At 72.5% G+C, this 24,942-nt stretch carries 21 protein-coding genes; 9 read left to right on the forward strand and 12 right to left on the reverse strand.

Annotated elements, in window-relative coordinates:
* Positions 1–36 precede the first annotated feature (36 nt).
* The 3 genes from AC0KTA_RS33275 (at position 37) to AC0KTA_RS33285 (ending at position 2,358) form a co-directional block, all read left to right on the forward strand.
* Positions 37–975, forward strand: coding sequence for an ABC transporter ATP-binding protein (locus tag AC0KTA_RS33275; protein ID WP_481051899.1), 939 nt, complete (start codon positions 37–39; stop codon positions 973–975).
* Positions 972–1,715 (forward strand): ABC transporter permease, encoded by a 744-nt coding sequence (locus AC0KTA_RS33280; protein ID WP_481056651.1) that lies wholly within the window; start codon positions 972–974, stop codon positions 1,713–1,715. Before AC0KTA_RS33275 ends, AC0KTA_RS33280 begins: the two co-directional genes overlap by 4 nt.
* A 187-nt stretch (positions 1,716–1,902) precedes the next feature.
* A complete protein-coding gene (locus AC0KTA_RS33285; RefSeq protein ID WP_481051900.1) occupies positions 1,903–2,358 on the forward strand; it encodes a hypothetical protein in 456 nt (151 codons plus the stop codon).
* A gap of 7 nt (positions 2,359–2,365) precedes the next feature.
* Here the strand turns inward: AC0KTA_RS33285 and AC0KTA_RS33290 are convergent, their stop codons facing one another.
* From AC0KTA_RS33290 to kdpB, 8 genes are all read right to left on the reverse strand, one after another.
* Positions 2,366–3,415: an enoyl-CoA hydratase/isomerase family protein gene (locus AC0KTA_RS33290; RefSeq protein ID WP_481051901.1), complete on the reverse strand. Its 1,050-nt coding sequence runs from the start codon at positions 3,413–3,415 to the stop codon at positions 2,366–2,368.
* Complete coding sequence (gene meaB, locus AC0KTA_RS33295; protein WP_481051902.1) at positions 3,408–4,475, reverse strand: methylmalonyl Co-A mutase-associated GTPase MeaB; 1,068 nt, start codon at positions 4,473–4,475, stop codon at positions 3,408–3,410. Before meaB ends, AC0KTA_RS33290 begins: the two co-directional genes overlap by 8 nt.
* A gap of 12 nt (positions 4,476–4,487) precedes the next feature.
* A complete protein-coding gene (scpA, locus tag AC0KTA_RS33300) occupies positions 4,488–6,728 on the reverse strand; it encodes a methylmalonyl-CoA mutase (protein WP_481051903.1) in 2,241 nt (746 codons plus the stop codon).
* A complete protein-coding gene (gene mutA, locus AC0KTA_RS33305) occupies positions 6,725–8,581 on the reverse strand; it encodes a methylmalonyl-CoA mutase small subunit (protein WP_481051904.1) in 1,857 nt (618 codons plus the stop codon). The genes scpA and mutA overlap by 4 nt, the downstream gene beginning before the upstream one ends.
* 205 nt (positions 8,582–8,786) lie before the next feature.
* Positions 8,787–9,686 (reverse strand): GNAT family N-acetyltransferase, encoded by a 900-nt coding sequence (locus AC0KTA_RS33310; RefSeq protein ID WP_481051905.1) that lies wholly within the window; start codon positions 9,684–9,686, stop codon positions 8,787–8,789.
* A 204-nt stretch (positions 9,687–9,890) separates the two neighbouring features.
* Complete coding sequence (locus tag AC0KTA_RS33315; RefSeq protein ID WP_376729081.1) at positions 9,891–9,968, reverse strand: 50S ribosomal protein bL37; 78 nt, start codon at positions 9,966–9,968, stop codon at positions 9,891–9,893.
* Between the two features lie 17 nt (positions 9,969–9,985).
* Positions 9,986–10,795: an SDR family NAD(P)-dependent oxidoreductase gene (locus AC0KTA_RS33320; protein WP_481051906.1), complete on the reverse strand. Its 810-nt coding sequence runs from the start codon at positions 10,793–10,795 to the stop codon at positions 9,986–9,988.
* A 361-nt stretch (positions 10,796–11,156) separates the two neighbouring features.
* Complete coding sequence (gene kdpB / locus AC0KTA_RS33325; RefSeq protein ID WP_481051907.1) at positions 11,157–13,322, reverse strand: potassium-transporting ATPase subunit KdpB; 2,166 nt, start codon at positions 13,320–13,322, stop codon at positions 11,157–11,159.
* A 665-nt stretch (positions 13,323–13,987) separates the two neighbouring features.
* Here kdpB and AC0KTA_RS33330 point away from each other — a divergent pair.
* From AC0KTA_RS33330 to lysA, 3 genes are all read left to right on the forward strand, one after another.
* The gene (locus tag AC0KTA_RS33330; RefSeq protein WP_481051908.1) at positions 13,988–14,680 is read left to right on the forward strand and encodes a response regulator; all 693 of its coding nucleotides are present in this window, start codon (positions 13,988–13,990) and stop codon (positions 14,678–14,680) included.
* Positions 14,681–14,976: 296 nt separating this feature from the next.
* Positions 14,977–15,552, forward strand: coding sequence for an SAV_915 family protein (locus AC0KTA_RS33335; RefSeq protein WP_481051909.1), 576 nt, complete (start codon positions 14,977–14,979; stop codon positions 15,550–15,552).
* Between the two features lie 312 nt (positions 15,553–15,864).
* The gene (gene lysA, locus AC0KTA_RS33340; protein WP_481051910.1) at positions 15,865–17,235 is read left to right on the forward strand and encodes a diaminopimelate decarboxylase; all 1,371 of its coding nucleotides are present in this window, start codon (positions 15,865–15,867) and stop codon (positions 17,233–17,235) included.
* 153 nt (positions 17,236–17,388) lie between these two features.
* On the opposite strand, the gene AC0KTA_RS33345 is transcribed toward lysA, so the two are convergent.
* Both AC0KTA_RS33345 and AC0KTA_RS33350 read right to left on the reverse strand, forming a co-directional pair.
* Positions 17,389–18,024, reverse strand: a complete 636-nt coding sequence (locus AC0KTA_RS33345; RefSeq protein WP_481056652.1) for a response regulator — start codon at positions 18,022–18,024, stop codon at positions 17,389–17,391.
* Positions 18,024–19,175, reverse strand: coding sequence for a sensor histidine kinase (locus AC0KTA_RS33350; protein ID WP_481051911.1), 1,152 nt, complete (start codon positions 19,173–19,175; stop codon positions 18,024–18,026). Before AC0KTA_RS33350 ends, AC0KTA_RS33345 begins: the two co-directional genes overlap by 1 nt.
* A gap of 156 nt (positions 19,176–19,331) precedes the next feature.
* Here AC0KTA_RS33350 and AC0KTA_RS33355 point away from each other — a divergent pair, with 156 nt between their 5' ends.
* Positions 19,332–20,123 (forward strand): DedA family protein, encoded by a 792-nt coding sequence (locus tag AC0KTA_RS33355; protein WP_481051912.1) that lies wholly within the window; start codon positions 19,332–19,334, stop codon positions 20,121–20,123.
* Positions 20,124–20,248: 125 nt separating this feature from the next.
* Here AC0KTA_RS33355 and purB read toward each other — a convergent pair whose 3' ends face one another.
* Together purB and AC0KTA_RS33365 are read right to left on the reverse strand one after the other, a co-directional pair.
* The gene (gene purB / locus AC0KTA_RS33360) at positions 20,249–21,691 is read right to left on the reverse strand and encodes an adenylosuccinate lyase (RefSeq protein WP_481051913.1); all 1,443 of its coding nucleotides are present in this window, start codon (positions 21,689–21,691) and stop codon (positions 20,249–20,251) included.
* Between the two features lie 125 nt (positions 21,692–21,816).
* Positions 21,817–22,680, reverse strand: a complete 864-nt coding sequence (locus AC0KTA_RS33365; protein WP_481051914.1) for an SDR family oxidoreductase — start codon at positions 22,678–22,680, stop codon at positions 21,817–21,819.
* Between the two features lie 176 nt (positions 22,681–22,856).
* On the opposite strand from AC0KTA_RS33365, the gene AC0KTA_RS33370 reads away from it, so the two are divergent.
* The gene (locus tag AC0KTA_RS33370) at positions 22,857–23,423 is read left to right on the forward strand and encodes a TetR/AcrR family transcriptional regulator (RefSeq protein ID WP_481051915.1); all 567 of its coding nucleotides are present in this window, start codon (positions 22,857–22,859) and stop codon (positions 23,421–23,423) included.
* Positions 23,424–23,575: 152 nt separating this feature from the next.
* On the forward strand, positions 23,576–24,934 hold the full coding sequence (locus AC0KTA_RS33375) for a carotenoid oxygenase family protein (protein ID WP_481051916.1): 1,359 nt from the start codon (positions 23,576–23,578) through the stop codon (positions 24,932–24,934).
* Positions 24,935–24,942 lie beyond the last annotated feature (8 nt).

The raw sequence follows: 24,942 nt of genomic DNA on the forward strand, positions 1-24,942 counted from the left end.
AGGCCCCGCACCCCTCCGCGCCACGACGCTGTCCCCATGACCAGCATCGACGTCCAGCAGCTCACCAAGGAGTACGGCACCACCCGCGCGGTGGACGACCTGACGTTCAGTGTCCGCCCCGGCCAGGTCACCGGCTTCCTCGGCCCCAACGGCGCCGGAAAGTCCACCACGTTGCGCCTCGTGCTCGGCCTCGACCGGCCGACCGCCGGCACCGCCACCGTCGGAGGGCGCCCCTACGCTACGTACGACGAGCCGCTGCGGCAGGTGGGCGCCCTGCTCGACGCACAGGCCGCGCACGGGTCCCGGACCGCCCGCAACCACCTGCGCGCGCTCGCCGCCAGCAATCGCATCGCCGCCGCGCGCGTGGACGAGGTCCTGGAGGAGACCGGCCTGTCCGCCGTCGCGGGGCGCCGCGTGAAGACGTACTCCCTGGGCATGCGCCAGCGCCTCGGCATCGCCGCCGCGCTGCTCGGGGACCCCGCCGTGGTGCTCCTGGACGAGCCGTCGAACGGGCTCGACCCCGAAGGCATCATCTGGATCCGCGAGCTGATGACGGGCCTGGCCCGCGAGGGACGCACCGTCCTGGTGTCCAGCCACCTCATGAACGAGACGGCCACATTTGCCGACCACCTGGTGGTCCTCGGCCGCGGCAGGCTGCTCGCGGACACCCCGATGCGGGAGTTCATCGCGGGGCACAGCAGGCCGCGCGTCCGGGCCCGCACCACCGACCCGGCCCGGCTGCGCGCGGTGCTCGCCCGCGCGGGGCACGAGCTGGCCGAGGCGGACGACGGCCGCTGGACGGTCGACGGCGTCCGGGCCGAGGAGATCGGCAGGCTCGCCGCCCGCGACGGCGTGCCGATCCTCGAACTCGCCGATGAGGAGGCCTCCCTGGAGGAGGCGTACCTCGCACTCACCGCCGCCGAGACGGAGTTCTCCGCGTCCTCCGCGGCTCCCGCACCCCTCCAGGAGGCCTGACCGTGTCCACGTCCGCCGTGCTCCACTCCGAATGGATCAAGATCAAGTCGCTGCGGGGGAGCGTCGGTTCGCTCGTCGCGGTGTTCGTCGTGACCGTCGCCATCACGGTCCTCGTCTTCGCCACCGTCGGCCGCGCGGAAGCCGACAACGCCGACGCCGACCCCCTCTTCGGGGCCTTCTACGCGTTCAACTTCGGGCAGGTCGCCGCCATCAGCTTCGGTGCCACCGCCGTCAGCTCCGAGTACGTCAATGGCGCACTGCGGGTCTCGCTGGCCGCCGTGCCGCGCCGCGGGCTGTTCTACGGCGCGAAGACGGCCGTCCTGGGTGCGGCGGCACTCCTGGTGGGCCTCGTCACCAGCTTCACCACGTTCCTCGGCGGACAGGCCTTCCTCGGGGAGGACGCGATCGGACTCGGCCACCCCGGAGCCGTGCGCGCCTGCTTCGGGGGCGGCGTCTACCTCGCGCTGATGGCGCTGCTCGCGGCGGGACTCGCGGCGGTGCTGCGCAGCGGGGCCGCCGTGCTCGGCGTGCTGATCCCGTTCACCCTGATCGTCCCGTTCGTGATCGGGGACATGGCGGGCGGCGTGGCGCAGTTCCTGCCCGACCGGGCCGGTCAGCAGATCCTGCGCGAGGACCCCAGCGGGATGCTCGGCCCGTGGGCGGGCCTCGGCGTGACGGCGGTGTGGGCCGGGGCGGCGCTGGCGGCGGGGTGGTGGGCGGTGCGACGGCGGGACGCGTGAGGGCCCGGCCGCCGGGGTCAGGTCCAGTCCTGGCTGACGCCTCGCCGGTCGAGGGGTCAGGCCCAGGCCCGGCTGACGCCTCGCCGGTCGTCGGCCACGGTCAGGGGCAAAGCCTGGCTGACGACCAGCCAGTCGTCGGATGCCTGACGGGCAGCCAATTGTCAGTGGCGGCGGCTTTACTGGACACATGAGCAGCGCAGACCACATCGCCGCGATCGACCTGCTGCGCGCCCGGGATTTCCCCGCGGCGCCCGGCAGGTCGGAGCACGGCCATGGCGGGCCGGGTTTCCACATCGCGGAGTTATCGACGCATGACCAGCTGTGGGACGACGACGCCACGGCTCACGAGGAGACCGAGGAGGAGTACGAGGCCGAGCGCGACGCCCTGACCGTCCTGCTGTCGCAGCGCTGGGGCGAGCCCCAGATCTTCAGTCTCACCAGCGTCCTCGTCCGCCTCCTGGCCCAGGAGGCAGACGGCGAGGGCGAGCCGGTCCCGGAGCCGTGGGCCACGCTCAGCGAATCCGTCCCGGACCTCCACCTGTGGCGGGCCGACGGCCGCTGGATAGCCCTGGGGGTGGCCCACTGGGGCGAGCGGCGGGCCCTACAGCTCCTCGCCGTGATCACGGAGGTGGACCCGCCGTAAGGGGCTGTCAGGAGCCGAGCCCCAACTCCCCAAACGCGCAGGGCCCGAAGAAGCGCTCCACGTCCGCCTCCGACACCGACGCGAGATCGGCGGGCGACCAGCGCGGCCTGCGGTCCTTGTCGACGACCTGGGCGCGCACCCCCTCGGGGAAGTCCGGCGCCGTCAGGCACGCGCACGACACGCGGTACTCCTGGTTCAGCGCCTCCTCCAGCGAGTCCAGCGCACGCGCCCGGCGCAGGGCGGCGAGCGTGACCTTCAGCGCCGTGGGGGAGCGCGAGAGCAGGACCTCGGCCGCCTCCTTCGCGGCCCGCTCACCACTGGACTGCAGGCGGTCGACGATCTCCTCCACCGAGTCGGCGGCATAGCAGGAGTCGATCCACGCGCGGCGCGCGGCGAGTTCGCCCTCCGGCGCCGCCTGGGCGTACGTCCGCACGACGTCCGTCGCGTCGGCGTCCGCGAGCGCCGCCGTGAACTTCGCGAGGCGCTCCGAGGGAACGAAGTGGTCGGCGAGGCCGCACAGCAGCGCGTCGCCCGCGCCCGCCGCCGCGCCGGTCAGCGCCAGATGCGTGCCGAGCTCGCCCGGCGCCCGCGACAGCAGATACGTGGCGCCGACGTCCAGGACGAAGCCGATGATCGTCTCCGGCATCGCGACCTGCGACCGCTCGGTGACGATCCGCACGTCGCCGTGCGCCGAGATGCCGACGCCACCGCCCATGACGTAGCCGTCCATCACGGCGACGTACGGCTTCGGGTAGCGCGCGATCCGGGCGTCGAGCAGATACTCGGCGTGCCAGAACGCCGCCGACGCCGCGCCCCCGCCCGCGAGGATGTCGTCGCGTACGGCCCGGATGTCGCCGCCCGCGCACAGGCCGCGCTCGCCCGCTCCCGTCACGACCACTGTGCGGACCGCGTCGTCGTGCTCCCACGCGGTGAGCGCCTCGTCGACGAGGCGGACCATCGGGTGGTCGAGCGCGTTCAGGGCGCGCGGCCGGTTCAGGACGATGTGGCCGGCCCGGCCCTCGACCCTCGTCAGAACCGGCGGTGCGTCGTCACTCACTGGGCTGTTCCCCTCCCTGGATCCGGCCGCTTCCCTCTCCCTGGGGCCGAGTTGTCGCTTCCCCCTGGTCACTCCGGTCGCCCTGGAACGCGCCGAGGATCCGCTCCGCCGCCATGGTGGCCGTGAGCGTCCCCTCCCGCACCCGCGCTTCCAGGTCCGGCGTGAGCCGCCGCACGTCGGGGTGGGCGTACAGCCGGCCGAGCAGTTCGTCGCGGACCATCGTCCAGGTCCAGTCGACCTGCTGGTCGCGGCGCTTCGCGGCCAGGCGCCCCGTGGAGTCCAGGAGCGCGCGGTGCTGTTCGAGCCGGTCCCAGAGGGTGTCGAGGCCCTTCGACTCGCGGGCGCTGCAGCTCAGGACCGGCGGGGTCCACGCCGAGTCCGGAGGATGCATCAGGCGCAGGGCAGCCGCCAGTTCGCGGGCCGCCGAGCGCGCGTCCCGCTCGTGCGGGCCGTCCGCCTTGTTGACCGCGATCACGTCGGCCAGCTCCAGGACGCCCTTCTTGATGCCCTGCAGCTGGTCGCCGGTGCGGGCGAGGGTGAGGAGCAGGAACGTGTCGACCATGTTCGCCACGGCCGTCTCCGACTGGCCGACGCCGACGGTCTCCACGAGCACCACGTCGTACCCCGCTGCCTCCATCACCACGATGGACTCGCGGGTCGCCTTCGCGACGCCGCCGAGCGTCCCCGCCGTGGGGGAGGGCCGCACGAACGCCGAAGGATCCACCGACAGGCGCTCCATGCGGGTCTTGTCGCCCAGGATGGAGCCGCCCGTCCGCGTCGACGACGGGTCGACGGCGAGCACCGCGACCCGGTGGCCCATCGACGTCAGCATCGTGCCGAGCGCGTCGATGAACGTGGACTTGCCCACGCCCGGCACCCCGCTGATGCCGATCCGCCGCGCCCGCCCCGAGTGCGGGAGCAGCTGCGTCAGCAACTGCTGGGCGAGCGCCCGGTGTTCGGCCTTGGTGGACTCCACGAGCGTGATCGCGCGCGCGATGTGCGCGCGCTTGCCGTCGAGCACGCCCTTCACATAACTGTCGAGATCGATCCTCGGTGCCATGGAGTCAGCGGCTCACAGCTCGCCACTGCCGGCAGCGGCCTCGGCGGCGTCGGGCAGTTCGTGGCCGAGCCCGGAGGCGAGCCGCCGCACCAGGTCGTACGCCGCGTCGGGGATGACCGTGCCGGGCGGGAACACCGCCGCCGCGCCCGCCTCGTGCAGCGCGTCGACGTCCTGCGGCGGGATCACACCGCCCACGACGATCATGATGTCCTCGCGGCCCTCGGCGGCCAGCTCCGCGCGCAGCGCCGGTACGAGTGTCAGGTGCCCGGCCGCCAGCGAGGAGACGCCGACGATGTGCACGTCCGCCTCGACGGCCTGCCGCGCCACCTCACCGGGCGTCTGGAACAGCGGGCCGACGTCGACGTCGAAGCCCAGATCGGCGAAGGCGGTCGCGATCACTTTCTGGCCGCGGTCGTGGCCGTCCTGGCCCATCTTGGCGACCAGGATGCGCGGCCGGCGCCCCTCGGCCTCCTCGAAGGACGTGACCAGCGCGCGGGTGCGCGCCACGGACGGCGACGGGCCTGCTTCGGTGCGGTACACACCAGAGATCGTACGGATCTGGCCCGCGTGCCGCCCGTACGCCTTCTCCAGGGCGTCCGAGATCTCCCCGACCGTGGCCTTCGCGCGGGCCGCGTCGACCGCGAGGGCCAGGAGATTGCCTTCGAGGCCGGGGCCCGAGCCGCGCTCGGCGGCCGCCGTCAGCTTGGCGAGGGCGTCCTGGCACACCGTGTCGTCGCGCTCCTCGCGCAGCCGCCGCAGCTTCTCGATCTGCTGGGTGCGCACGGAGGAGTTGTCGACCTTCAGGACCTCGATCTGCTCGTCGGTGTCCACCCGGTACTTGTTGACGCCGATCACCGGCTGCCGCCCGGAGTCGATGCGGGCCTGCGTGCGCGCGGCGGCCTCCTCCACGCGCAGCTTCGGGATGCCCGCGTCGATGGCCTGCGCCATGCCGCCCGCCGCCTCGACCTCCTGGATGTGCTGCCAGGCGCGGCGCGCCAGGTCGTACGTCAGCTTCTCCACGTACGCGCTGCCGCCCCAGGGGTCGATGACCCGGCAGGTGCCCGACTCCTGCTGGAGCAGGAGCTGGGTGTTGCGGGCGATGCGGGCCGAGAAGTCGGTGGGCAGCGCCAGCGCCTCGTCGAGGGCGTTCGTGTGCAGGGACTGCGTGTGGCCCTGCGTCGCCGCCATCGCCTCCACGCACGTGCGCGTCACGTTGTTGAAGACGTCCTGGGCGGTCAGCGACCAGCCCGACGTCTGCGAATGGGTGCGCAGCGACAGGGACTTGGCGTTCTTCGGGTCGAACTGCTTGACCAGCTTCGCCCACAGCAGGCGCGCCGCGCGGAGCTTGGCGACCTCCATGAAGAAGTTCATGCCGATCGCCCAGAAGAACGAAAGCCGCGGCGCGAACGCGTCCACGTCCAGGCCCGCCTCGCGCCCCGCCCGCAGATACTCGACGCCGTCGGCGAGCGTGTACGCCAGCTCCAGGTCGGCCGTCGCCCCGGCCTCCTGGATGTGGTAGCCGGAGATCGAGATGGAGTTGTAGCGCGGCATCTTCTGCGAGGTGAACGAGAAGATGTCGGAGATGATCCGCATCGACGGCTTCGGCGGATAGATGTAGGTGTTGCGGACCATGAACTCTTTGAGGATGTCGTTCTGGATGGTCCCCGCCAGCTTCTCCGGCGGCACACCCTGTTCCTCGGCGGCGACGATGTACAGCGCGAGGACGGGCAGCACGGCGCCGTTCATCGTCATCGACACCGTCATCTTGTCCAGCGGAATGCCGTCGAACAGCTGACGCATGTCGTAGATGGAGTCGATGGCCACGCCCGCCATGCCGACGTCGCCGGTCACGCGCGGGTGGTCGCTGTCGTAGCCGCGGTGCGTCGGCAGGTCGAAGGCGACGGAGAGGCCCTTCTGGCCCGCCGCGAGGTTGCGGCGGTAGAAGGCGTTGGACTCCTGCGCGGTGGAGAATCCCGCGTACTGCCGGATCGTCCAGGGCTGGTTGACGTACATCGTCGGATAGGGGCCGCGCAGATACGGCGCGACGCCCGGGTACGTCCCCAGGAAGTCCACGCCCGCCAGGTCCGCGTCCGTGTACAGCGGCTGGACCGCGATGCCTTCCGGGGTCTCCCACAGCAGGTCGTCGGCGTCCTTGCCGGTGGCCGCCTCGACCGCGGCGCGCCACTGCTCGGCGGAACCCCGCGGGGCCGCGTCCGGCTCCAGGCCGATGCCGGAGAAGTCGGGGATCGTCATGGCGCCACTCCCATGAGGTCGAGGGTGGAGGAGAGCACGGCCACGGCGTCGCAGCCGGCGAAGACGTACGCGTCGACGGCTTCCCCGTACTCACCGGGCCGCCCCGCGAGGAACACCCGTTCGGCGCCCGCCGACTTCAGCGCCGCGGCGACCGGGGCCGCCTCGTCCGCGTACAGGGCGTCGCTGGAGCACAGGCACGCGACGCGGGCGCCACTGGCCCGGAAGGCGTCGGCGGCGCTCGTCGCGTCCACGGACACCGGGTCGTGGACGGCCTCGACGCCGCCGGCCTGGAAGAGGTTCGACGCGAACGCGGCACGCGCGGTGTGCGCCGCGGCCGGGCCGAGCGCGGCCAGGAACACCTTCGGGCGGGTGCCGCTCTCGGCGAGATGGGCGTCGGAGCGGGCGCGCAGGGCTTCGTACGCCTCGTCGCGACGCACCCGCGGCAGGCCGCCCGTGGGTCCTGCGGGCGCGGGCTCGCGCTCGACCGGCCTCTCCGTCAGGTTCGGGAACTCGCTGACGCCCGTGATCGGTTCGCGGCGCTTGGCCAGCTTCTTGCCGCGCTCGGCCCAGGTCGCCGCAAGGCGGTCGCCGAGCATGCCGGAGCGCAGGGCCGCCGCCTGGCCGCCCGCACGCTCGATCTCCTGGAAGAACTCCCAGGCGGCGTGGGCCAGTTCGTCGGTGAGCCGCTCCACGTACCAGGAACCGCCCGCCGGGTCGATGACCCGGGACAGGTGCGACTCCTCCAGGAGGATCGTCGAGGTGTTGCGGGCGATGCGGCGCGCGAAGGCGTCCGGCAGGCCCAGGGAGTGGTCGAAGGGCAGCACCGTCACCGCGTCGGCGCCGCCGACACCGGCGCTCATGCAGGCCACCGTCGTGCGCAGCATGTTCACCCACGGGTCGCGGCGCGCCATCATCACCGGCGACGTCACCGCGTGCTGGAGCTGCGCGCCCGCTGCGGCGTCGCCGCTGGCCTCGGCCACCCGGGCCCAAAGGCGGCGCGCCGCTCGGAGTTTGGCGATGGTCAGGAACTGGTCGGCGGTGGCCGCGTACCGGAACTCGAGCTGCGCGCACGCCTCCTGGAGGGTGAGCCCCGCGCCGGTAAGGAGGCGCAGATAGGCGACGCCGGTCGCGAGCGACGCGCCGAGCTCCTGCGCGGGGGAGCCGCCCGCCTCGTGGTAGGGCAGCGCGTCCACGGTGAGCGCGCGCAGGCCGACGTACTCACGGCCGCAGAGCCGGGCGAGCTCGACGGCCGCGTCCGAGCTCAACTCCTCGCCCGTGCGCGCCTCGTACGCCAGCGGGTCCGCGCCGAGATTGCCGCGCGCCGCGTCCTTCGCGACGCCCGCGGCCGCCACCAGGCGCAGCAACTCCCGCGCGGCGGGCTCGACATCGGCGCCTGCGTCGAGGACGACGGGGGCCAGGTCCAGATACACGCCGTCGAGCGCCCGCTCCAGACCCGACACCGGCAGCGCGTCCGGGCCCAGGGTGAGCCACAGCGACGTCACGCCGTTCTCCAGGTCGGCGAGGACGGACTCGTTCGTGCGCGCGGGGTCGTTCGTCGCGTGCCGCTGCCGTACGTCCCAGCCGGTCGCGGCGCCGCCTGCCGCGCGGCCGCCGCGTACGAACGGGGCGAAGCCGGGATGGCCCACGTCGGCCACGGCGTCACGGGCGGTGTACAGGGGGCGGGTGCTGAGCCCGTCCTCGAGCGCGGTGGACAGCGCTTCCTCGGCCGCCGCCCCCGATACGTCCTTACCCGACTTCCGCAGTACGCCTTCCACCAGGCGCTGCCACTGCTCATGGGTCGCATCAGGGAACTCGGCGGCCAGCGAAAGCCCGTCATCAGGCAGGACCGTCATGTTCCGATGCTAGGGCGGAATGCGGCCCCGGTGCTGAGGCACCGCTGTGACCTTGCACTCTTCCCGTCGGTCTTGATCTGAGGCGGCCGAGACGTTATTACCCGGGGGTAATTTATAGGGGTGGGGTTCTGTTGGAACAGGGGTGTGACAGGGGGGGCGACAGGCCGCCTTGTCGGCGGGGTGGGGCGGGCTCCCGGGCGGCCTGTCAGGCCGGGGTCCTCGCGGAGGCGGAGGCGGACGCGGACGCGGACGTGGGGGTGGAGACGGTCGGGTGCGCGGGCGTCGGGTTCGGCGCCGTCGCGGCCGGGACGCGGGTGTCTGGTGTGGCCGCCCGTCCCGATGCCTCGGCGGCGCGCGGGGCGCCCGCCACGTAATGGGTGTACTCGCGCTCCAGACGGAAGCCCGCCGTCCAGGCCAGCAGGCGGCTGGGGCGGTTGTCGCGGGCGCACGACCAGCTCGCGGTGCGGCCGCGGGCCGCGACGTCCGCGGTGAGCGCGGCGACGCAGGCGTGCGCGAGGCCCTTGCGGCGGTACTCCGGCGCGGTGGCGACGGCCACGTCCTCGTACGCCTCGCCCGCGAAGTAGGAGCAGGCCACGGAGACGACCCGGCCGCCGCGGTCGAACGCGGCGACGGCGTGCCCGGAGGCGGCGAGCGCGGACGCTCCGCCCCAACTCGCGTGCAGCCAGCCGGAGTCCGGCGACAGCGCCGCGAACGCGAGCGCGTCGTCGCCGGACACGCGGCGTACGCGCACTCCGCGCGGCGGCCGGGGGGCGTCGACGTGCACCCGGTGGACGTACACCATGCGTTCGGCCGGAACGAGGCGGTCGAAGGCGGCGCCGAGCACCGGCAGGAAGTGCGCGGGCGCCTCGACGCGCTGGGCCGCGAACGGCGCGAGGCCGCCCGGCGACACGGCGCGCGGGTCGCCGCGCAGCAGCACATGGCCGGCACAGGACACCGCGAGGGCACGCGGCGCGTCGGCCCGGTCGGCCCACCACTGGCCGACGCCGTGAGCGAAGACGTGCTCGGGCAGCGCGGCCGTTCCGGGGCGGGCTGCCGTGAACCAGCTGGAGAGGGCGGGCAGTTGGCACCGCTGAAGCGGGATCACGGGCGGTTCTCCTGAGGGGGTGGTGGGGTGGGTGCGGCCCTCCTGCGTGGGAGGGCCGCACCGCTGACCATGCGGGGGGTGCTGTACCGCGCCCCGCAAGGGGCGCGGGGCGCTGCCCATGTGCGGCTCCGCCGCGTGGGCGCGACCAGCCACGACGGTCCCGCAGACAAGCGACGACCCATCCCGGCACATCCAGCGGAGCGCCTAGCGCTGACCCGCTTTGCTGCCGTGGTTCGCCTTCTTCTTGCGGCGTGCCTTCTTCTTGCGTGCGCGCTTGGACATCTAGGCGTTCGATCCCTTCAAGATGAGTGGCCGACCAGCAGGGCGGCGAGCTTGTTGAGGCGCTTGACGGTGCGGTCCTCCGTCGCGGCCGCGGCGGGTTCGACCCGCTCGGCGCGGTCGTAGTACGCGCCGTTGACGATCTCGACGGCCGGGTCGCACAGGCGCACCACGTGGGCGGCGCCCTCGGCGGCCGACGTGCCCTCGTGCGCGTACAGCGGCAGGAGCGCGGTGTCGCACACACCGGGGTGCACGGACACGGCGGTCACGCGCGGGTCGGCGGCGAAGACCGTGAGGGCGAGCTGCGACTGGGCGTAGGCGGCCAGACGCGAGTAGCGGCGGGCCCGGTTCGGGTCGCTCCACGAGATCGACGCCGTGCGGTGCAGCGACGACGACACGTTGACGACACGACCGCCCGGATCGCTGGTGAGGGCCGGCTCGAGCAGGCTGGTGAGGAGGTAGTGCGCGAGGAAGTTCACCTGGAAGGCGATCTCGTTGCCGTCGGCGGTGATGGTGTGGCGCTCGGGGGCGGCCATGCCCGCGTTGTTCACCAGCACGTCCAGGTGCGGGTGTTCGGCGACGACGCGGCTCGCGAGCTGCTCGACCTCCTCGAGGTGGGTGAAGTCGGCGGCGTACGTACGCAACTTCGCGACGTCGATGCCGGCCGTGGCGACGAGCTTGTCGACGGCGGCCTGGGCCTCGTCGGCGGTGCGGCCGTGCACGAGCACGGTGACGCCGCGCTCGGCGAGGAGACGGGCGGTCTCGTAGCCGATGCCGGAGGTGGCGCCGGTGACGAGCGCGGTGCGCCCGGACAGTGAGGCAGAAGACATGAGCGGTTCCTGTGTCGAGGCACGCCTCGGCAGCCCCCGGCGAGGGCGCGCGGCATGCGATACGAAGAGTGGGATACGTGAGGTACGAAGGGTGCGATACGAAGAGGCCGTGGGGGCTCGTCAGGAGCGCCGGTCACGGCGGGGAGGGATGTGGTGCGGCGTCAGCGCACCGTGACGTGAACAGGGCGCGAGACCGGCACCACCGTATGAGGCGGTCGGTCGTCATGGCGCACGAAGCTGTTCACGTCGTCCATCTAACTGGCCCGTGAGCTGGGCTTCAAGCGCCGCTCACGGTCTTTGACGGCCTCCTGATGCCCTTGACGGGGCCCTGATGCGAGGGCCCCGTCAAGGGGGAGTGCCGTCAGCTCAGTCCCGGCAGCGTCGAGACCACCAGGTCGATCAGCTTGATCCCGAGGAAGGGCAGCACGAGCCCGCCGAGTCCGTACACCGCCAGGTTGCGGCGCAACAGGTCGTGCGCGGACGCGGGCGTGTAGCGCACGCCGCGCAGGGCGAGCGGGATCAGCACGACGATGATCAGCGCGTTGAAGATGATCGCCGACGTGATGGCCGACTTCGGGCTGTGCAGCCCCATGATGTTGAGGGACTCCAGGCCCGGGTACGCACCCGCGAACATCGCCGGGATGATCGCGAAGTACTTGGCCACGTCGTTGGTGATCGAGAAGGTCGTCAGGGCGCCACGGGTGATCAGCAACTGCTTGCCGATCTCCACGATCTCGATGAGCTTGGTCGGGTTGGAGTCCAGGTCCACCATGTTCCCGGCCTCCTTGGCGGCCGAGGTACCGGTGTTCATGGCCACACCGACGTCGGCCTGCGCGAGCGCGGGCGCGTCGTTGGTGCCGTCACCCGTCATCGCGACGAGCTTGCCGCCCTCCTGCTCCTTCTTGATCAGGTCGATCTTGTCCTCGGGCGTCGCCTCCGCGAGGAAGTCGTCGACGCCCGCCTCCCGGGCGATGGCGCGCGCCGTGAGCGCGTTGTCACCGGTGATCATGACGGTACGGATGCCCATGCGGCGCAGCTCGGCGAACCGTTCGCGGATGCCGTCCTTCACCACGTCCTTGAGCTGGACGACGCCGAGAACGCGCGGCCCGTCCCAGTCGTGCACCGCGACGAGCAGCGGCGTCCCGCCCGCCGCGGCGACGGAGTCGGCGAACATCCGTGCCTGTGGCGGCACTTGACCGCCGCGCAGCTCCACCCAGGTGATCACCTGGGCGGCGGCGCCCTTCCGGATGGCGCAGGTCGCGCCGTTGTCCCAGCGCAGGTCGATGCCGCTCATCCGGGTCTGCGCGCTGAACTCCACGAAGCGCGCGTTGGCCAGCTCGCCCTCCGCCGGCGCGCGCAGCCCGTACTTGTTCTTGGCGTGCACGACGATGGAGCGGCCCTCGGGCGTCTCGTCGGCCAGCGACGAGAGCTGCGCGGCGTCCGCGAGGTGCAGCTCGTCGACACCGGGCAGCGGCATGAAGGAGTCGGCCTCGCGGTTGCCGAGGGTGATGGTGCCGGTCTTGTCGAGCAGCAGGGTGTTCACGTCGCCCGCCGCCTCGACCGCGCGGCCGGACATGGCGAGCACGTTGCGCTGCACGAGCCGGTCCATGCCCGCGATGCCGATCGCGGAGAGCAGCGCGCCGATCGTGGTGGGGATCAGCGTCACCAGAAGCGCGACGAGCACGGTCGTGGGCTGCGCCGCGTCCGCGTACGAAGCCATCGACTGCAGGGTCACGACGACCAGGACGAAGACGATGGTGAGCGCGGCGAGCAGGATGTTCAGGGCTATCTCGTTGGGCGTCTTCTGCCGGGACGCGCCCTCGACCAGCGCGATCATGCGGTCCAGGAAGGAGTGCCCGGCGCGCGAGGTGACGCGTACGACGATCCGGTCGGACAGCACCGTCGTGCCGCCCGTGACGCCGCTGCGGTCGCCGCCCGACTCCCTGATGACGGGGGCCGATTCGCCCGTGACGGCGGACTCGTCGACCGCCGCGACCCCGTCGACCACGTCGCCGTCCGCCGGGATCAGCTCGCCCGCCTCGACCAGGACGAAGTCGAAGGGCCGCAGCTCGGTTGCGGCCACCGCCTCCGTCTCGGCGCCGCGCACGTCCGTGCCCACGCGCCAGTTGTGTCGCAGGCGCAGCGCGACCGTGTCGGTGCGCGCCTTGCGCAGCGCGAGCGCCTGCGCCTTGCCGCGGCCCTCCGCCACCCCCTCCGCGAGGTTCGCGAAGAACACCGTGAGCCACAGCCAGAGACTGATGATCCACGAGAACACGGACGGATCGAACACCGCGGTCCCGGTCGTGATCACCGCGCCGCAGCCGACGACGAAGAGGACGGGGTTCTTGACCAGCGCGCGGGGGCGCAGCTTGTGCAGCGCGTCGGGGACCGACCTCAGGAGCTGCCCGGGCTCGACGCCGCCGCCGGGGCGGACCCGTCGGCGGCGGCCGGGACGGTTCTCGGGACTGCGCCCGGACGACTGGCTCTCGGGCACGTGCGGAGCCTGCTGCGGGGCGGCGGGAAGCATGGGTGAAGGTGACTTTCCGGTGGGGGAGCGGCCACGGAGCGCGGCCGTGCGGACAGGAAGGTAGCCGCCCCAACCTCACCAAATCACCTTCGCGGCAGGGAATTTATGACCTCCTGACAGGCCGTCCCGAACGCCCGTCAAGCCTTCGTCAAGAAGGCCTGATGGTGCATAAGGGCGGCGTCAACAAAAGCGGAAAGCGCCGGAACGGACCCAAGACTGATCACTACGGGGGGACGGACGACCGACTCCGTGATGTGCGGTTGCAGGGCGTGTGACGGACACCGCCGGCAGTACGCACAGTTCGGATGCGGGGGCCGGGGCTGTGCCCGCCGCACATCCGGTTCCGGTCGTCCGTCCGGACGGGCGTCCCGGCCCGCGGCTCAGAGGGGGGTCGCGGGCCGGGACGCCCGCAATTGCCTGACGTACAGCGGGGGTTGCGGCGCGGCTTGCGGCGCGCGCGGCGGGCGGAATGATCAGCTCCCGCCGGTCGTCGGGCTTGGTGAACGAGGCATGGCCAAGCCGTAAGAGAGCCGTCAACGCCGTCCCGACCGCCGTATGAGAGACGTCAAGAGAGACGGCGAATCCGCTGGTGGGCGCTTTGCTTCACAGGACCGCACAATTCTCGCGGGCCCGGCCCGCACGCACTTTCAGGAGGCGGCACACCGATGACCCGGGTGCTGGTGGTCGAGGACGACCCACAGCTCGTACGGGCTCTGGAGATCAATCTCAAGGCACGCAAGTACGAGGTGGACGCGGCGGTCGACGGGGGCACGGCCCAGCGTCTGGCGTCGATGCGTCCGCCGGACGTGGTCCTCCTTGATCTCGGGCTGCCCGACATGGACGGCATCGACCTGATCCGATGGCTGCGGGGCTTCAGCCGCGCGCCCATCCTCGTCGTGTCCGCCCGCCAGGCCTCCGACGAGAAGGTCGCGGCGCTCGACGCGGGCGCCGACGACTACATCACCAAGCCGTTCAGCATGGACGAGCTGCTCGCCCGGCTGCGGGCCGCCGCCCGCAGGACCCGCTCCGCGGAGCGCGGCGAGACCACCGCCGCCGCCGCCGTCGTCGAGACCGAGGGCTTCACCCTCGATCTGCTCGCCAAGAAGGCCTTACGGGACGGCCGCGCCGTGCGCCTCACCCCCACCGAGTGGCACCTCCTGGAGGTCCTGGTCCGCCACCGCGGCCGCCTGGTCAGCCAGCAGCAGCTCCTCGGCGAGGTGTGGGGCCCCACGCACAGCACGCGGACCAACTACCTGCGGGTCTACATGGCCCAGCTCCGCCGCAAACTGGAGCCCGACCCGGCCCACCCGCGGCATCTGATCACGGCGCCGGGGATGGGGTATCGGTTCGAGGGGTGATCGCTGGGCGGGCGGGGCGGCGCTGCAGGGCCCACCTGGTCTGGAACGGCGGGTGCCGTACGGTACCCAGCAGCCGTACGCGCCCTCACTCGTTCGGGCGCGTGAGCCGGGCCGCCGCGCGTCAGCAGAGTGTCAGCGTGCGCCACATCTCCGTCAACGGCTCGTCATGGCCGGTCGGTTGACACCCCGTGCCGGGCATAACGTCACCGTGTGCCCGGTGCGCGCCCGCTCGCCACCGGGCCCACGGCGACCGCCCGACCGACGAGGGCCTGCGAGGCTCCTCAAGGAGGATTTCCATGACCCAGCAGATGGTGTACGGAGAAGACCCCGAGCCTTCCGAACGGGGCCCGGCCGGACCCCTGTTCGTTCCCGTCCGGCCGGGACCCGCGGGCTGTGTCGCCCGCCTGTTCCGCACTCCCGTCGGCGGCCGCACCGCCGTCGCCTTCACCACGTCGCAACGTCTCGCCGCCGAACTCGGTGCGCGGCAGTCGTGGATCCGGCTCTCCGAACCGGCGCTGCGTGCGCTCACCGAACCGCTGGGCGTCGCCCGCGTGACGGTCGACCCGCGCCTCATGCCACGCACGCCCGGTCCGACGGCCACCGACCACTCACCCGGCTCCCCGGCCGCGGGCCGCACCCCGGGGTCCCCGTCCCCGGTCCAGGGGCGCACCTCCGGCTCCTCGGACCCCCGGCGCGCCCCCGCCTCGCCCGCCCCACGGCTCAAGCCGGCCGCACCCCGGCCCGCCGCCGCTGCCGCAGGCACCGCTCGGCGCGCCTCCCGCTGGGAGGACTGGGACCCCCAGGCCGTGGGCGCGTTGCGCGTCACCGGAGCGGCGGCGCTCGTCGGCGCCCTGACCGCCTGGATCGGCTGAAGCTGCCCGGACCGGACCCGGACCGGTGAATCCGGCGCTGGGACACGGGGTGCCGGGCTGCCGGGGTGCCCGAGGAGCCGTGCGACGGCGCGGACGCCGGTGACGGCGGGGACCGGAGGACGCCGGTGACGGCGGGGGCCCGAGGACGACAGTGACGGCAGGGGCCCGAGGACGTCGGTGGACGGCGCGGCCCCGAGGACGACGGTGACGGCAGGACCCGAGGGCGCCTTCGGCGCCGAGGATCGCGCTGACGCCCACAGCGCTCGAGACGAGGACGACGTGAAGACGACGAGGCGAAAAGAGAAGCTTGCCATGACCCTTGCGGACATCCCCGCAACACCCGGCCACACCACGGCCCCGGTCGGCGCCCCGCCCATGGACGCCTCCGACGACCTGACCGTCTGGCCTCACTCCACCACGCGGCTCGCCCACGGCGACCTCGCCGTCGGCGGCGTACCCCTCACCGAGATCGCCGACCGCTTCGGCACCCCGGCCTACCTCCTCGACGAGGCCGAGGTGCGCGAGCGCTGCCGCACCTACCTGCACGCCTTCCCCGAGACCGACGTCCTGTACGCGGCCAAGGCGTTCCTCTGCCGCGCCATGGCGCACTGGGTCGAGGAGGAGGGCCTGGGCCTCGACGTCTGCTCCGCCGGCGAACTCGAACTCGCCGTCACCACCGGCTTCCCCGCCTCCCGCATCGTCCTGCACGGCAACGCCAAGAGCCCGGACGACCTGCGCTCCGCCCTGCGGCTCGGCGTCGGACGCATCGTCATCGACAGTGCCTCCGAGATCGCCCGCCTTGCGGCCGCCGTGCCGCCCGGCAGCCGCCAGAAGGTCCTCGTCCGGGTCGTCCCCGGCATCGCCGCGGGCGGACACAGCAAGATCCAGACGGGCACCGAGGACCAGAAGTTCGGCCTGTCCATCACCGACGGCTCCGCGCAGCACGCCATCGCCCGCATCCTCGACCAGCCCGGCCTCGAACTGGTCGGCCTGCACTGCCACCTGGGCTCCCAGATCACCACCGACAAGCCGTTCCTGTGCGCCGTACGCCGCCTCGTCGGACTGATGGCACGCATCAAGGACCACCACGGCATCACCCTCCCCGAACTGGACCTCGGCGGCGGCCACGGCATCGCCTACCGGCCCGGCGAGGACGCCCTCGACATCACCACCCTGGCCCGCAAGGTACGCGCCGAACTCGCCGAGAGCTGCGCCGCCGCAGGCCTCGCCGTGCCCCGCCTGGCCGTCGAACCCGGGCGCGCCATCGCCGGCCCCGCGGGCGTCGCCCTCTACCGCGTCCTGTCGGTCAAGCGCACCAGCGACCGCACCTTCGTCGCCGTCGACGGCGGCATGAGCGACAACCCGCGCCCCGCGCTCTACGGCGTGCGTTACCTGCCGCGCCTCATCGGCCGCCGCTCCACCGCCGCGCCCGCACCCGTGACCGTCGTCGGACGGCACTGCGAGGCGGGCGACGTGCTCGCCTCCGACATCCAACTCCCTTCCGACACCCGCCCCGGCGACCTGCTTGCCGTCCCCGTTGCGGGCGCCTACCACCTGTCGATGGCCTCCGGCTACAACCTCGTCGGACGCCCCCCGGTGGTCGCCGTCGCCGACGGCCACGCCCGGCTTCTCGTACGACGCGAGTCCCTGGAGGACTTCCGCAGCCGCGACGTCGGCCTCTAGCCACCTGCCCACGACGACCTCCGACGGGCCCCGACAGCGACCTCCGACAGACGTCTTCCGGCAGACTCCCCGGATTCCGGCAGACGTCCCCAGACGCGGTCCTGCGCTCTCAAGGCCGGACGGCGGCGCTACGCAGCGCCCCCTCCGCCGGCGTCACGAGCCGAGAAAGCGCAGGATCGCCAGCACCCGGCGGCTGTAACCGCTGACGTCGGTCAGCTCCAGCTTGTCGAAGATCGCGTTGACGTACTTCTCCACGGCGCTCTGCGACACATGCAGTTGCTCCGCGATGGCCGCGTTCGTATGCCCCTGCGCCATCTTGGCGAGCACCTCACGCTCCCGCTCCGTCAGCCGCTGCAGCGGGTCCACATGGCTGCTGAACGTCAGCAACTGGCGTACGACCTCCGGGTCGAAGGCCGTCCGGCCCGCCCCGACGCGGTCGAGCGCGTCCAGGAACTCGTCGACCTGGACGACGCGGTCCTTGAGGAGATAGCCCACCCCTTCCGTGGCTGTGGTCAACAGGTCCGTGGCGTAACGCCGTTCGACGTACTGCGAGAGCACCAGGACGCCCGTGTCCGGCCAGGTCCGGCGGATCTCCAGGGCGGCCCGCAGCCCTTCGTCGGTGTGCGTCGGCGGCATCCGCACATCCACGACGGCGGCGTCCGGCGGGTCGGTGGCGATCGCTTCGAGCAGGGCCTGCGCGTCCCCCACGGACGCCGTCACCTCGTGTCCCTCGTCGGCGAGCAGCCGGGCCAGGCCCTCGCGCAGCAGCGTCGAGTCGTCGGCGAGCATTACGCGCATGGCAACTCCGCGGTGATGACGGTGGGACCTCCGGCCGGACTGGCCACCGTCAACTTACCGTCGAGCGCAGCGACCCGGCGGGTCAGACCGAGCAGGCCGCTCCCGGACGGGTCGGCGCCGCCGCGGCCATCGTCCTCGACGCGCAGCCGCAGCAGCGCGCCCGCACGGTCGGCCCGCACCGTGACGTGGCCGGCACCGGAGTGCTTGACCGCGTTCGTCACGGCTTCTGCGGCTACGAAGTACGCGACTGCCTGCTCCGTCGGCGGGGGTGTGTCCCGCAGGTCGCAGGCGAGCCGCACGGGTATCGCGGCGCGCTCGGCGACCGATTCCAGGGCGGCGGCGAGTCCGCCCTCGTCGAGCGCCGCCGGATATACGCGCCACGCCACGTCCCGCAGCTCCTTCAGCGCCTGCTGCGACTCCTCGTGGGCCTGGCGGAGCAGCTCCGCCGACTTGCCGGGGTCCGGGGCGCGGCGGGCCCGGCCGAGCAGCATGCCGAGGGCGACCAGGCGCTGCTGCACGCCGTCGTGCAGGTCCCGCTCGATGCGGCGTCGCTCGTCGTGGACGGCCTCCACGACTCCGGCCCGGCTCTTCGCCAGCTCGCCGATGCGGCGCTGCAGGCTGTGGCGGTCGCCGGGGCTGAGGAAGTGGCGGGCCAGCTGCTCGTCCATCAGCGCCACGGCGTGCACTCCCTGTGTGGACAGGAAGAGCAGGAAGAGGCCGCCGAGCCCGGAGAGCCCCATGGTCACCGGCCACCGGTCGAGGTCGACCAGGAACCAGCCCCACATCAGCAGCGACGCATAGCCCGCGCCGATGGCCGCGGCCAGCAGCACCACGCCGCCCAGCATCCCGACCGTCCAGCGGGTGGCCACATAGGCGAGGGCGGGCATGCCGGTCAGCGGTGCGGTCATCTCGGCCGTGCCCGTGTCATAGCAGCGAGCCATCCGGCGCCGCTGCAGCTCGGACCACCAGCGGGCGGCCGCCAGTATCCGGGGCTCGCCGCGGGCGGCGTCGGCGGAGCGCCCGAGTGTGACGAGCAGCCACAGCCCGGACACGAGCGTCATGGCCAACTCGGCGACGCCGCTGAGGAATCCGAGCAGGACTCCGGCGGCGACGCGCAGGCGGCGGGCGAGAAAGTTTCGCATGATCAATCACGCTAGCCGAGCGGTGCGCGCGGCGGACTGCGGAAAACCGTAAAGCTGCCTGCGGTCGACCGCAGGGCCGGTCTGCGGCGGTCCGCAGTGGAACTCTGCGGCCGCCCTCATACCGCCGTGGCCTGCGGGTTTCGTACCGTCGAAGACATGATCCTCATCGCCGAGCACGGCATTGCCGAGCACAGTTTCGCCGCCGCGTCCGAGCCTGTCGCGTCGGCCGCCACAGCCGCCACGTCCGCGTCCGCGACGGCCGCGGAATCCGTGCGCTCCCTCCAGTCCGTTGTATACGCGGCCGCGCCCGCCGACGCCCCCGCGGGCGGTATAGCGGGGTGGGCGGCCGACCTCATGGACTCGCTGGGCGCGCTCGGCGCCGGCGCGGCGATCGCGCTGGAGAACCTGTTCCCGCCGCTGCCCAGCGAGGTGATCCTGCCGCTCGCCGGCTTCGCCGCCAGCCAGGGCAAGTTCAGTCTGCTGTCCGCCCTGCTGTGGACCACGGTCGGCTCGGTCGTCGGCGCCCTCGCGCTGTACTGGGTCGGCGCGCTGCTCGGCCGTGACCGCACCGTCGCCATCGCCGCGCGCCTGCCGCTGGTGAAGACGGCGGACATAGAGAAGACGGAGAACTGGTTCGCCCGGCACGGCACCAAGGCCGTGTTCTTCGGCCGCATGATCCCGATCTTCCGCAGCATGATCTCGATACCGGCGGGCATCGAGCGCATGCCACTGCCCGTGTTCCTGGGCCTGACGACCCTGGGCAGCCTGCTGTGGAACAGCGTGTTCGTGCTCCTCGGCTACGGACTCGGCAGCCGCTGGCACGAGGTCACCGACGCCGTCGGCCTGTATTCCAAGGCGGTCCTCGGCGTGGTCGCCCTGGCCGTCGCGGCGTTCGTGGTGGTCCGCATACGCAAGGCGGGCCGCGGCTCGCACCGGGCGAGGAGCTAGCACTCCCAAACCCGAGCCACGGCCCGCCTCACCGAGGCCGAGCCCCGAGGCCGAGCCCCAGGGGGCACGCCCGAGCCGCCCGGAGCCGTGCCGATACCGGCGGCCCCGGGGGCGAGCGATACGCCTCAGAGAATGGCGCCCGGCGTGTACGCCGCCGCCTCCGGGTGCTCCTTGAGCACCGCTTCGATCTGGGCGACGACCGCGGCGACCTGGTCGCTCGCGGCGCCGGTGAACGACAGCTTGTCGGCCATCAGTTCGTCGAGCTGGGCACGGTCCAGCGGAATGCGGGAGTCGGCGGCCAGCTTGTCCAGGAGCTCGTTGCGCTCGGCGCCCTGCTCGCGCATGGCGAGCGCGGAGGCGACAGCGTTCTCCTTGATGGCCTCGTGGGCCTCCTCGCGGCCGACGCCGGCCCGCACCGACGCCATGAGCACCTTGGTCGTGGCGAGGAACGGCAGATAGCGGTCCAACTCACGGGCGACGACGGCCGGGAACGCGCCGAACTCGTCGAGGACCGTCAGGAAGGTCTCGAGCAGGCCGTCCAGAGCGAAGAACGCGTCGGGCAGGGCCACACGGCGCACGACAGAGCAGGAGACGTCGCCCTCGTTCCACTGGTCGCCGGCCAGCTCGGCGGTCATCGAGGCATAGCCGCGCAGGATGACGGTCAGGCCGTTGACACGCTCGCAGGAACGGGTGTTCATCTTGTGCGGCATCGCGGACGAGCCGACCTGGCCCGGCTTGAAGCCCTCGGTGACCAGTTCGTGGCCGGCCATCAGGCGGATCGTCTTGGCCAGGGAGGACGGCGCGGCGGCGAGCTGGACGAGCGCCGTCACGACCTCGTAGTCGAGGGAGCGGGGGTAGACCTGGCCGACGGAGGTGAAGGCGCGGTCGAAGCCGAGGTGGGTAGCGATGCGGTCCTCGAGCTCGGTGAGCTTGTCGGCGTCGCCGCCCAGCAGGTCCAGCATGTCCTGGGCGGTGCCGACGGGGCCCTTGATGCCGCGCAGCGGGTAGCGGCCGAGGAGGTCGTCCAGGCGGCGGTAGGCCACGAGGAGCTCGTCGGCGGCGGTGGCGAAGCGCTTGCCGAGGGTGGTGGCCTGCGCGGCGACGTTGTGGGAGCGGCCGGCCATGACCAGCTCGGCGTACTCACCGGCGAGCCTGCCGAGGCGGGCGAGGACGGCGACGGTGCGGGAGCGGACCAGTTCCAGGGAGAGCCGGATCTGGAGCTGCTCCACGTTCTCGGTCAGGTCGCGGGAGGTCATGCCCTTGTGGACGTGCTCGTGACCGGCGAGGGCGTTGAACTCCTCGATGCGGGCCTTCACGTCGTGGCGGGTGACCTTCTCGCGCTCGGCGATGGAGGCCAGGTCGACCTGGTCGAGCACGCGCTCGTAGTCGGCGATCGCGGCGTCCGGCACGTCGATGCCGAGGTCCTTCTGCGCGCGCAGGACGGCGAGCCAGAGGCGGCGCTCCAGCTTCACCTTCTGCTCGGGCGACCAGAGCGTGGCGAGCTCGGTGGAGGCATAACGCCCGGCGAGGACGTTCGGGATACGGGGCTTTGCAGGCGCAGCAGTCACAGTCGGCCATTCTACTGGCGGTTTCTGCAGGCCAGCGCCGCAGCCATGGTCGTCGGAAGCTACAAAGGCCGGGCCCGGGGAGCGCGGTCCGGGCCCGGCGCCGATGGATCGGGGTGGTGGTGGCGTCAGCGCAGGGTGTAGCCGCCGTCGGGGTAGAGCGTCGAGCCTGTCGTGTAGCCGTTGCCGAAGAGGAAGAGGACCGCGTCGGCGATCTCGTCCTCGGCGGCAAGACGGTGCAGCAGGGTGTCGCGGCGGTACTGGGCGAAGGCGGCCTCGCGGACGTGTGCGGGGCGCTGCTGCCAGAGGTGGCCGTCGACGGTGCCGGGGGAGACGACGTTGACGCGGACGGGGGCGAGCTCGACGGCGAGGCCGCGGGCGAGGCCTTCGAGCGCGGCGTTGCAGGCGGCGTAGGCGGGGGCCGGGCCGGGAGGCCGCGCGCCCGCGGCGCCGGACATCAGGACCACGGAGCCGTCGGCGGAGAGCTTCGGCGCGGCGAGGCGCACCGCGTGGTACTGGCCCCAGAACTTGGACACGAACGGGCTCTCGGCGTCCTCGTCGCTCAACTCCCGCATGGGGCCGACCTGGTAGGTCGCGGCGGTGGTGAGGAGGTGGTCGACGCGCTCGACCCGGTCGAAGAAAGAGGCGAGGGAAGGGCGGTCGGTGACGTCGACGGTGTGCCACGTCGCGGCGTCCCCCAGCGGCTCGGCCGCCGCGGCCAGCCGCTCCGGGGACCGCCCGCCGAGCACCACCCGGGCCCCGGCCGCGACCGCCTGGTGCGCGACGCGCAGGCCGATGCCGGAGCCGCCGCCGATGAGGACGACGGTGCGTCCGTCGAGGCGGCCGCGGTCCGCACGGTTGCGGGCGACCCCGGTCTTGGTCCCGGCCTCGCTCCCGGTCCTGGCTCCGGACCCGCTGCTGGACCGGGCGCCGGTGTCGCTGTCGGGGCGCGTGTCGGGATCGGCGTCCGGGGCGGGAAGTGGCGTGCTCACGGTGTGGCTCCTTCGCGGGCGGGCCGGTCCGCTGTGGGGCGGGATCGACTCATGATCAACAACTGGGTCTCGTCAACCCGCCGGCGCCCGCGGCGTATTCCGTCCGCACGGGCGGCCTGGACGCGACCCAGGAGTGAGTCTTGACGCACCGCAAGTGTGAGTGGTCTATTACTCACATGGCAACGACGAAGGCGCGCCGGCTCTCCACGGCGGACGCGCGCAGAGGCGAGGTGCTGGCCACCGCGGCGGAGGTGTTCGCGGCCCGGGGGTACTACGGCACGTCCACGACGGAGGTCGCCAAGGGCGCCGGGATCTCGCAGTCGTATCTGTACCGGCTGTTCCCGGACAAGCGGGCGCTGTTCGTGGCCGTGATCGAGGACGTCTCGCGGCTGATCCGGGAGCGGCTCGGCGAGTCGGTCGCGAAGGTGGGCAGCGCGGATCCCGTCGACGTGCTGCGCGCGATGGGGGATGAGTATGCCCGCCTCATCGCGGACCGGGAGGACCTGCTGAAGGTCCTGATGCACGCCAACTGCGCGGCCGGTGAGCCGGAGATCAGGCAGGCGGTGCAGGGGATGTACGCCCGGCTGGTGGAGTACGTGCGGTCCGCGTCCGGTGCGCGGGACGACGACGTGCAGGAGTTCTTCGCCCGGGGGTTCCTGTGCAATGTCGCCGTCTCCATCGGCGCGCTCGAGGTGGACGCGCCGTGGACCAGGACGCTCCTGGCCGGTATCAGGCACTACTGAAATCACCCCCGTTCGGAAGGCCGCGCCCGCGCGGCCTTCTCTTCGGGGTCAAGTGTGAGTGATCGACCACTCTTTCACGGGACGATCGTATTCACGCTCGCCTCACTCGCCGCCCTCGGCACCCCCACCGACCGCACCAGGAGGCAGCAGTCATGACCGCCAAGCCCTACCTCACCGGCCACTACACGCCCGTCACCGACGAGACCACCGCCCACGGCCTGACCGTGCGTGGCAGCCTCCCGCCCGAGCTCAACGGCCGCTACTTCCGCAACGGCCACAACCCCAAGCCCGGCATCACCCCCACCCACTGGTTCAAGGGCAGCGGCATGATCCACGGCGTCCGGCTGCGCGACGGCCGTGCCGAGTGGTACCGCAACCGCTGGGTGCGCACCCCGGCCCTGGACGGCGTGCCCTACCTGGGCCCCGACGGCGTACCGAACCTCCGCGCCAGCGACGCCGCCACGCACGTCGTCGAGCACGCCGGCCGCATCCTCGCCCTCCAGGAGGCCAATCTCCCGTACGAGATGACGCCCGACCTCGAGACCGTCGGCGCCCACGACTTCGGCGGCCGCCTGAAGACCGCGATGACCGCGCACCCCAAGACCGACCCGGTCACGGGCGAGCTGCACTTCTTCGGCTACGGGCCCTTACCGCCGTACCTGACGTACTACGTGGCCGACGCCAAGGGCGACATCGTCCGCGGCGAGGTCGTCGAGGGTGCCGGGCCGTCCCTGATGCACGACTTCGGGATCACCGAGCGGTACGTGGTGTGGCTGGACTTCCCCGTCGTGTTCGACCACGAGGAGTACTCCGGCATCCCGTACCGCTGGAACGATCGTTACAGTCCGCGCATCGGTGTCATGCCGCGCACCGGGCCCGCGAAGGTGCGCTGGTTCGAGGTGGCACCCGGCGCTCTCCTGCACGTTGCCAACGCGTACGAGGACGAGCGCGGCCGCGTCGTCCTGACGGGGCCGCGCTACGACCGCGGTGCCTGGGAGCAGACCTGGAAGTTCTGGGTCGGCGCGCCCGGCCACGCGCCGCAGCCCGTGGTCGGCGCGACCGGTCACCGGTGGCTCCTCGACCCCGCCACCGGCACCGCGACCGAGGAGCCGGTGGACGACCTCGTCACCGAATTCCCCACCGTCAACGAGGATGTGGTGGGCCGCCCCCACCGCTACAGCTACGCCGTGGCCTTCCCCGGCCCCGAGCTCGACGAGTACGCGATCGTCAAGCACCACCACACAACCGGCACCCACGAGCTGGTCCGCATGGGGCCCGGACGGATGCCCGGCGAAGCCGTCTTCGTACCGGCCGAGGGCGCCACCGGCGAGGACGAGGGCTATCTCCTCACCGTCGTCAGCGACATCGCCGAGGACGCCTCGCAACTCCTCGTCATCGACGCCTCCGCCCCGACCACCGGCCCGCTCGCCGTCGTCGAGCTGCCGCGGAGGGTGCCGAGCGGCATCCACGGTTCGTGGATCGCGGACGCCGACGTCCGGCCCGCCGAGTGACGGGGTTC

Source organism: Streptomyces sp. Y309 (assembly GCF_056712025.1).

What these genes read in the sequence shown, in the direction of transcription:
- mutA (WP_481051904.1), bottom strand. Translation starts at nt 8,581, where the DNA reads ATGACGGTCCTGCCTGATGACGGGCTTTCGCTGGCCGCCGAGTTCCCT.
- AC0KTA_RS33315 (WP_376729081.1), bottom strand. Translation starts at nt 9,968, where the DNA reads ATGTCCAAGCGCGCACGCAAGAAGAAGGCACGCCGCAAGAAGAAGGCG.
- AC0KTA_RS33330 (WP_481051908.1), top strand. Translation starts at nt 13,988, where the DNA reads ATGACCCGGGTGCTGGTGGTCGAGGACGACCCACAGCTCGTACGGGCT.
- AC0KTA_RS33285 (WP_481051900.1), top strand. Translation starts at nt 1,903, where the DNA reads ATGAGCAGCGCAGACCACATCGCCGCGATCGACCTGCTGCGCGCCCGG.
- scpA (WP_481051903.1), bottom strand. Translation starts at nt 6,728, where the DNA reads ATGACGATCCCCGACTTCTCCGGCATCGGCCTGGAGCCGGACGCGGCC.
- AC0KTA_RS33350 (WP_481051911.1), bottom strand. Translation starts at nt 19,175, where the DNA reads ATGCGAAACTTTCTCGCCCGCCGCCTGCGCGTCGCCGCCGGAGTCCTG.
- AC0KTA_RS33320 (WP_481051906.1), bottom strand. Translation starts at nt 10,795, where the DNA reads ATGTCTTCTGCCTCACTGTCCGGGCGCACCGCGCTCGTCACCGGCGCC.
- AC0KTA_RS33345 (WP_481056652.1), bottom strand. Translation starts at nt 18,024, where the DNA reads ATGCTCGCCGACGACTCGACGCTGCTGCGCGAGGGCCTGGCCCGGCTG.
- AC0KTA_RS33335 (WP_481051909.1), top strand. Translation starts at nt 14,977, where the DNA reads ATGACCCAGCAGATGGTGTACGGAGAAGACCCCGAGCCTTCCGAACGG.
- AC0KTA_RS33275 (WP_481051899.1), top strand. Translation starts at nt 37, where the DNA reads ATGACCAGCATCGACGTCCAGCAGCTCACCAAGGAGTACGGCACCACC.
- AC0KTA_RS33370 (WP_481051915.1), top strand. Translation starts at nt 22,857, where the DNA reads ATGGCAACGACGAAGGCGCGCCGGCTCTCCACGGCGGACGCGCGCAGA.
- AC0KTA_RS33375 (WP_481051916.1), top strand. Translation starts at nt 23,576, where the DNA reads ATGACCGCCAAGCCCTACCTCACCGGCCACTACACGCCCGTCACCGAC.
- lysA (WP_481051910.1), top strand. Translation starts at nt 15,865, where the DNA reads ATGACCCTTGCGGACATCCCCGCAACACCCGGCCACACCACGGCCCCG.
- meaB (WP_481051902.1), bottom strand. Translation starts at nt 4,475, where the DNA reads ATGGCACCGAGGATCGATCTCGACAGTTATGTGAAGGGCGTGCTCGAC.
- kdpB (WP_481051907.1), bottom strand. Translation starts at nt 13,322, where the DNA reads ATGCTTCCCGCCGCCCCGCAGCAGGCTCCGCACGTGCCCGAGAGCCAG.
- AC0KTA_RS33355 (WP_481051912.1), top strand. Translation starts at nt 19,332, where the DNA reads ATGATCCTCATCGCCGAGCACGGCATTGCCGAGCACAGTTTCGCCGCC.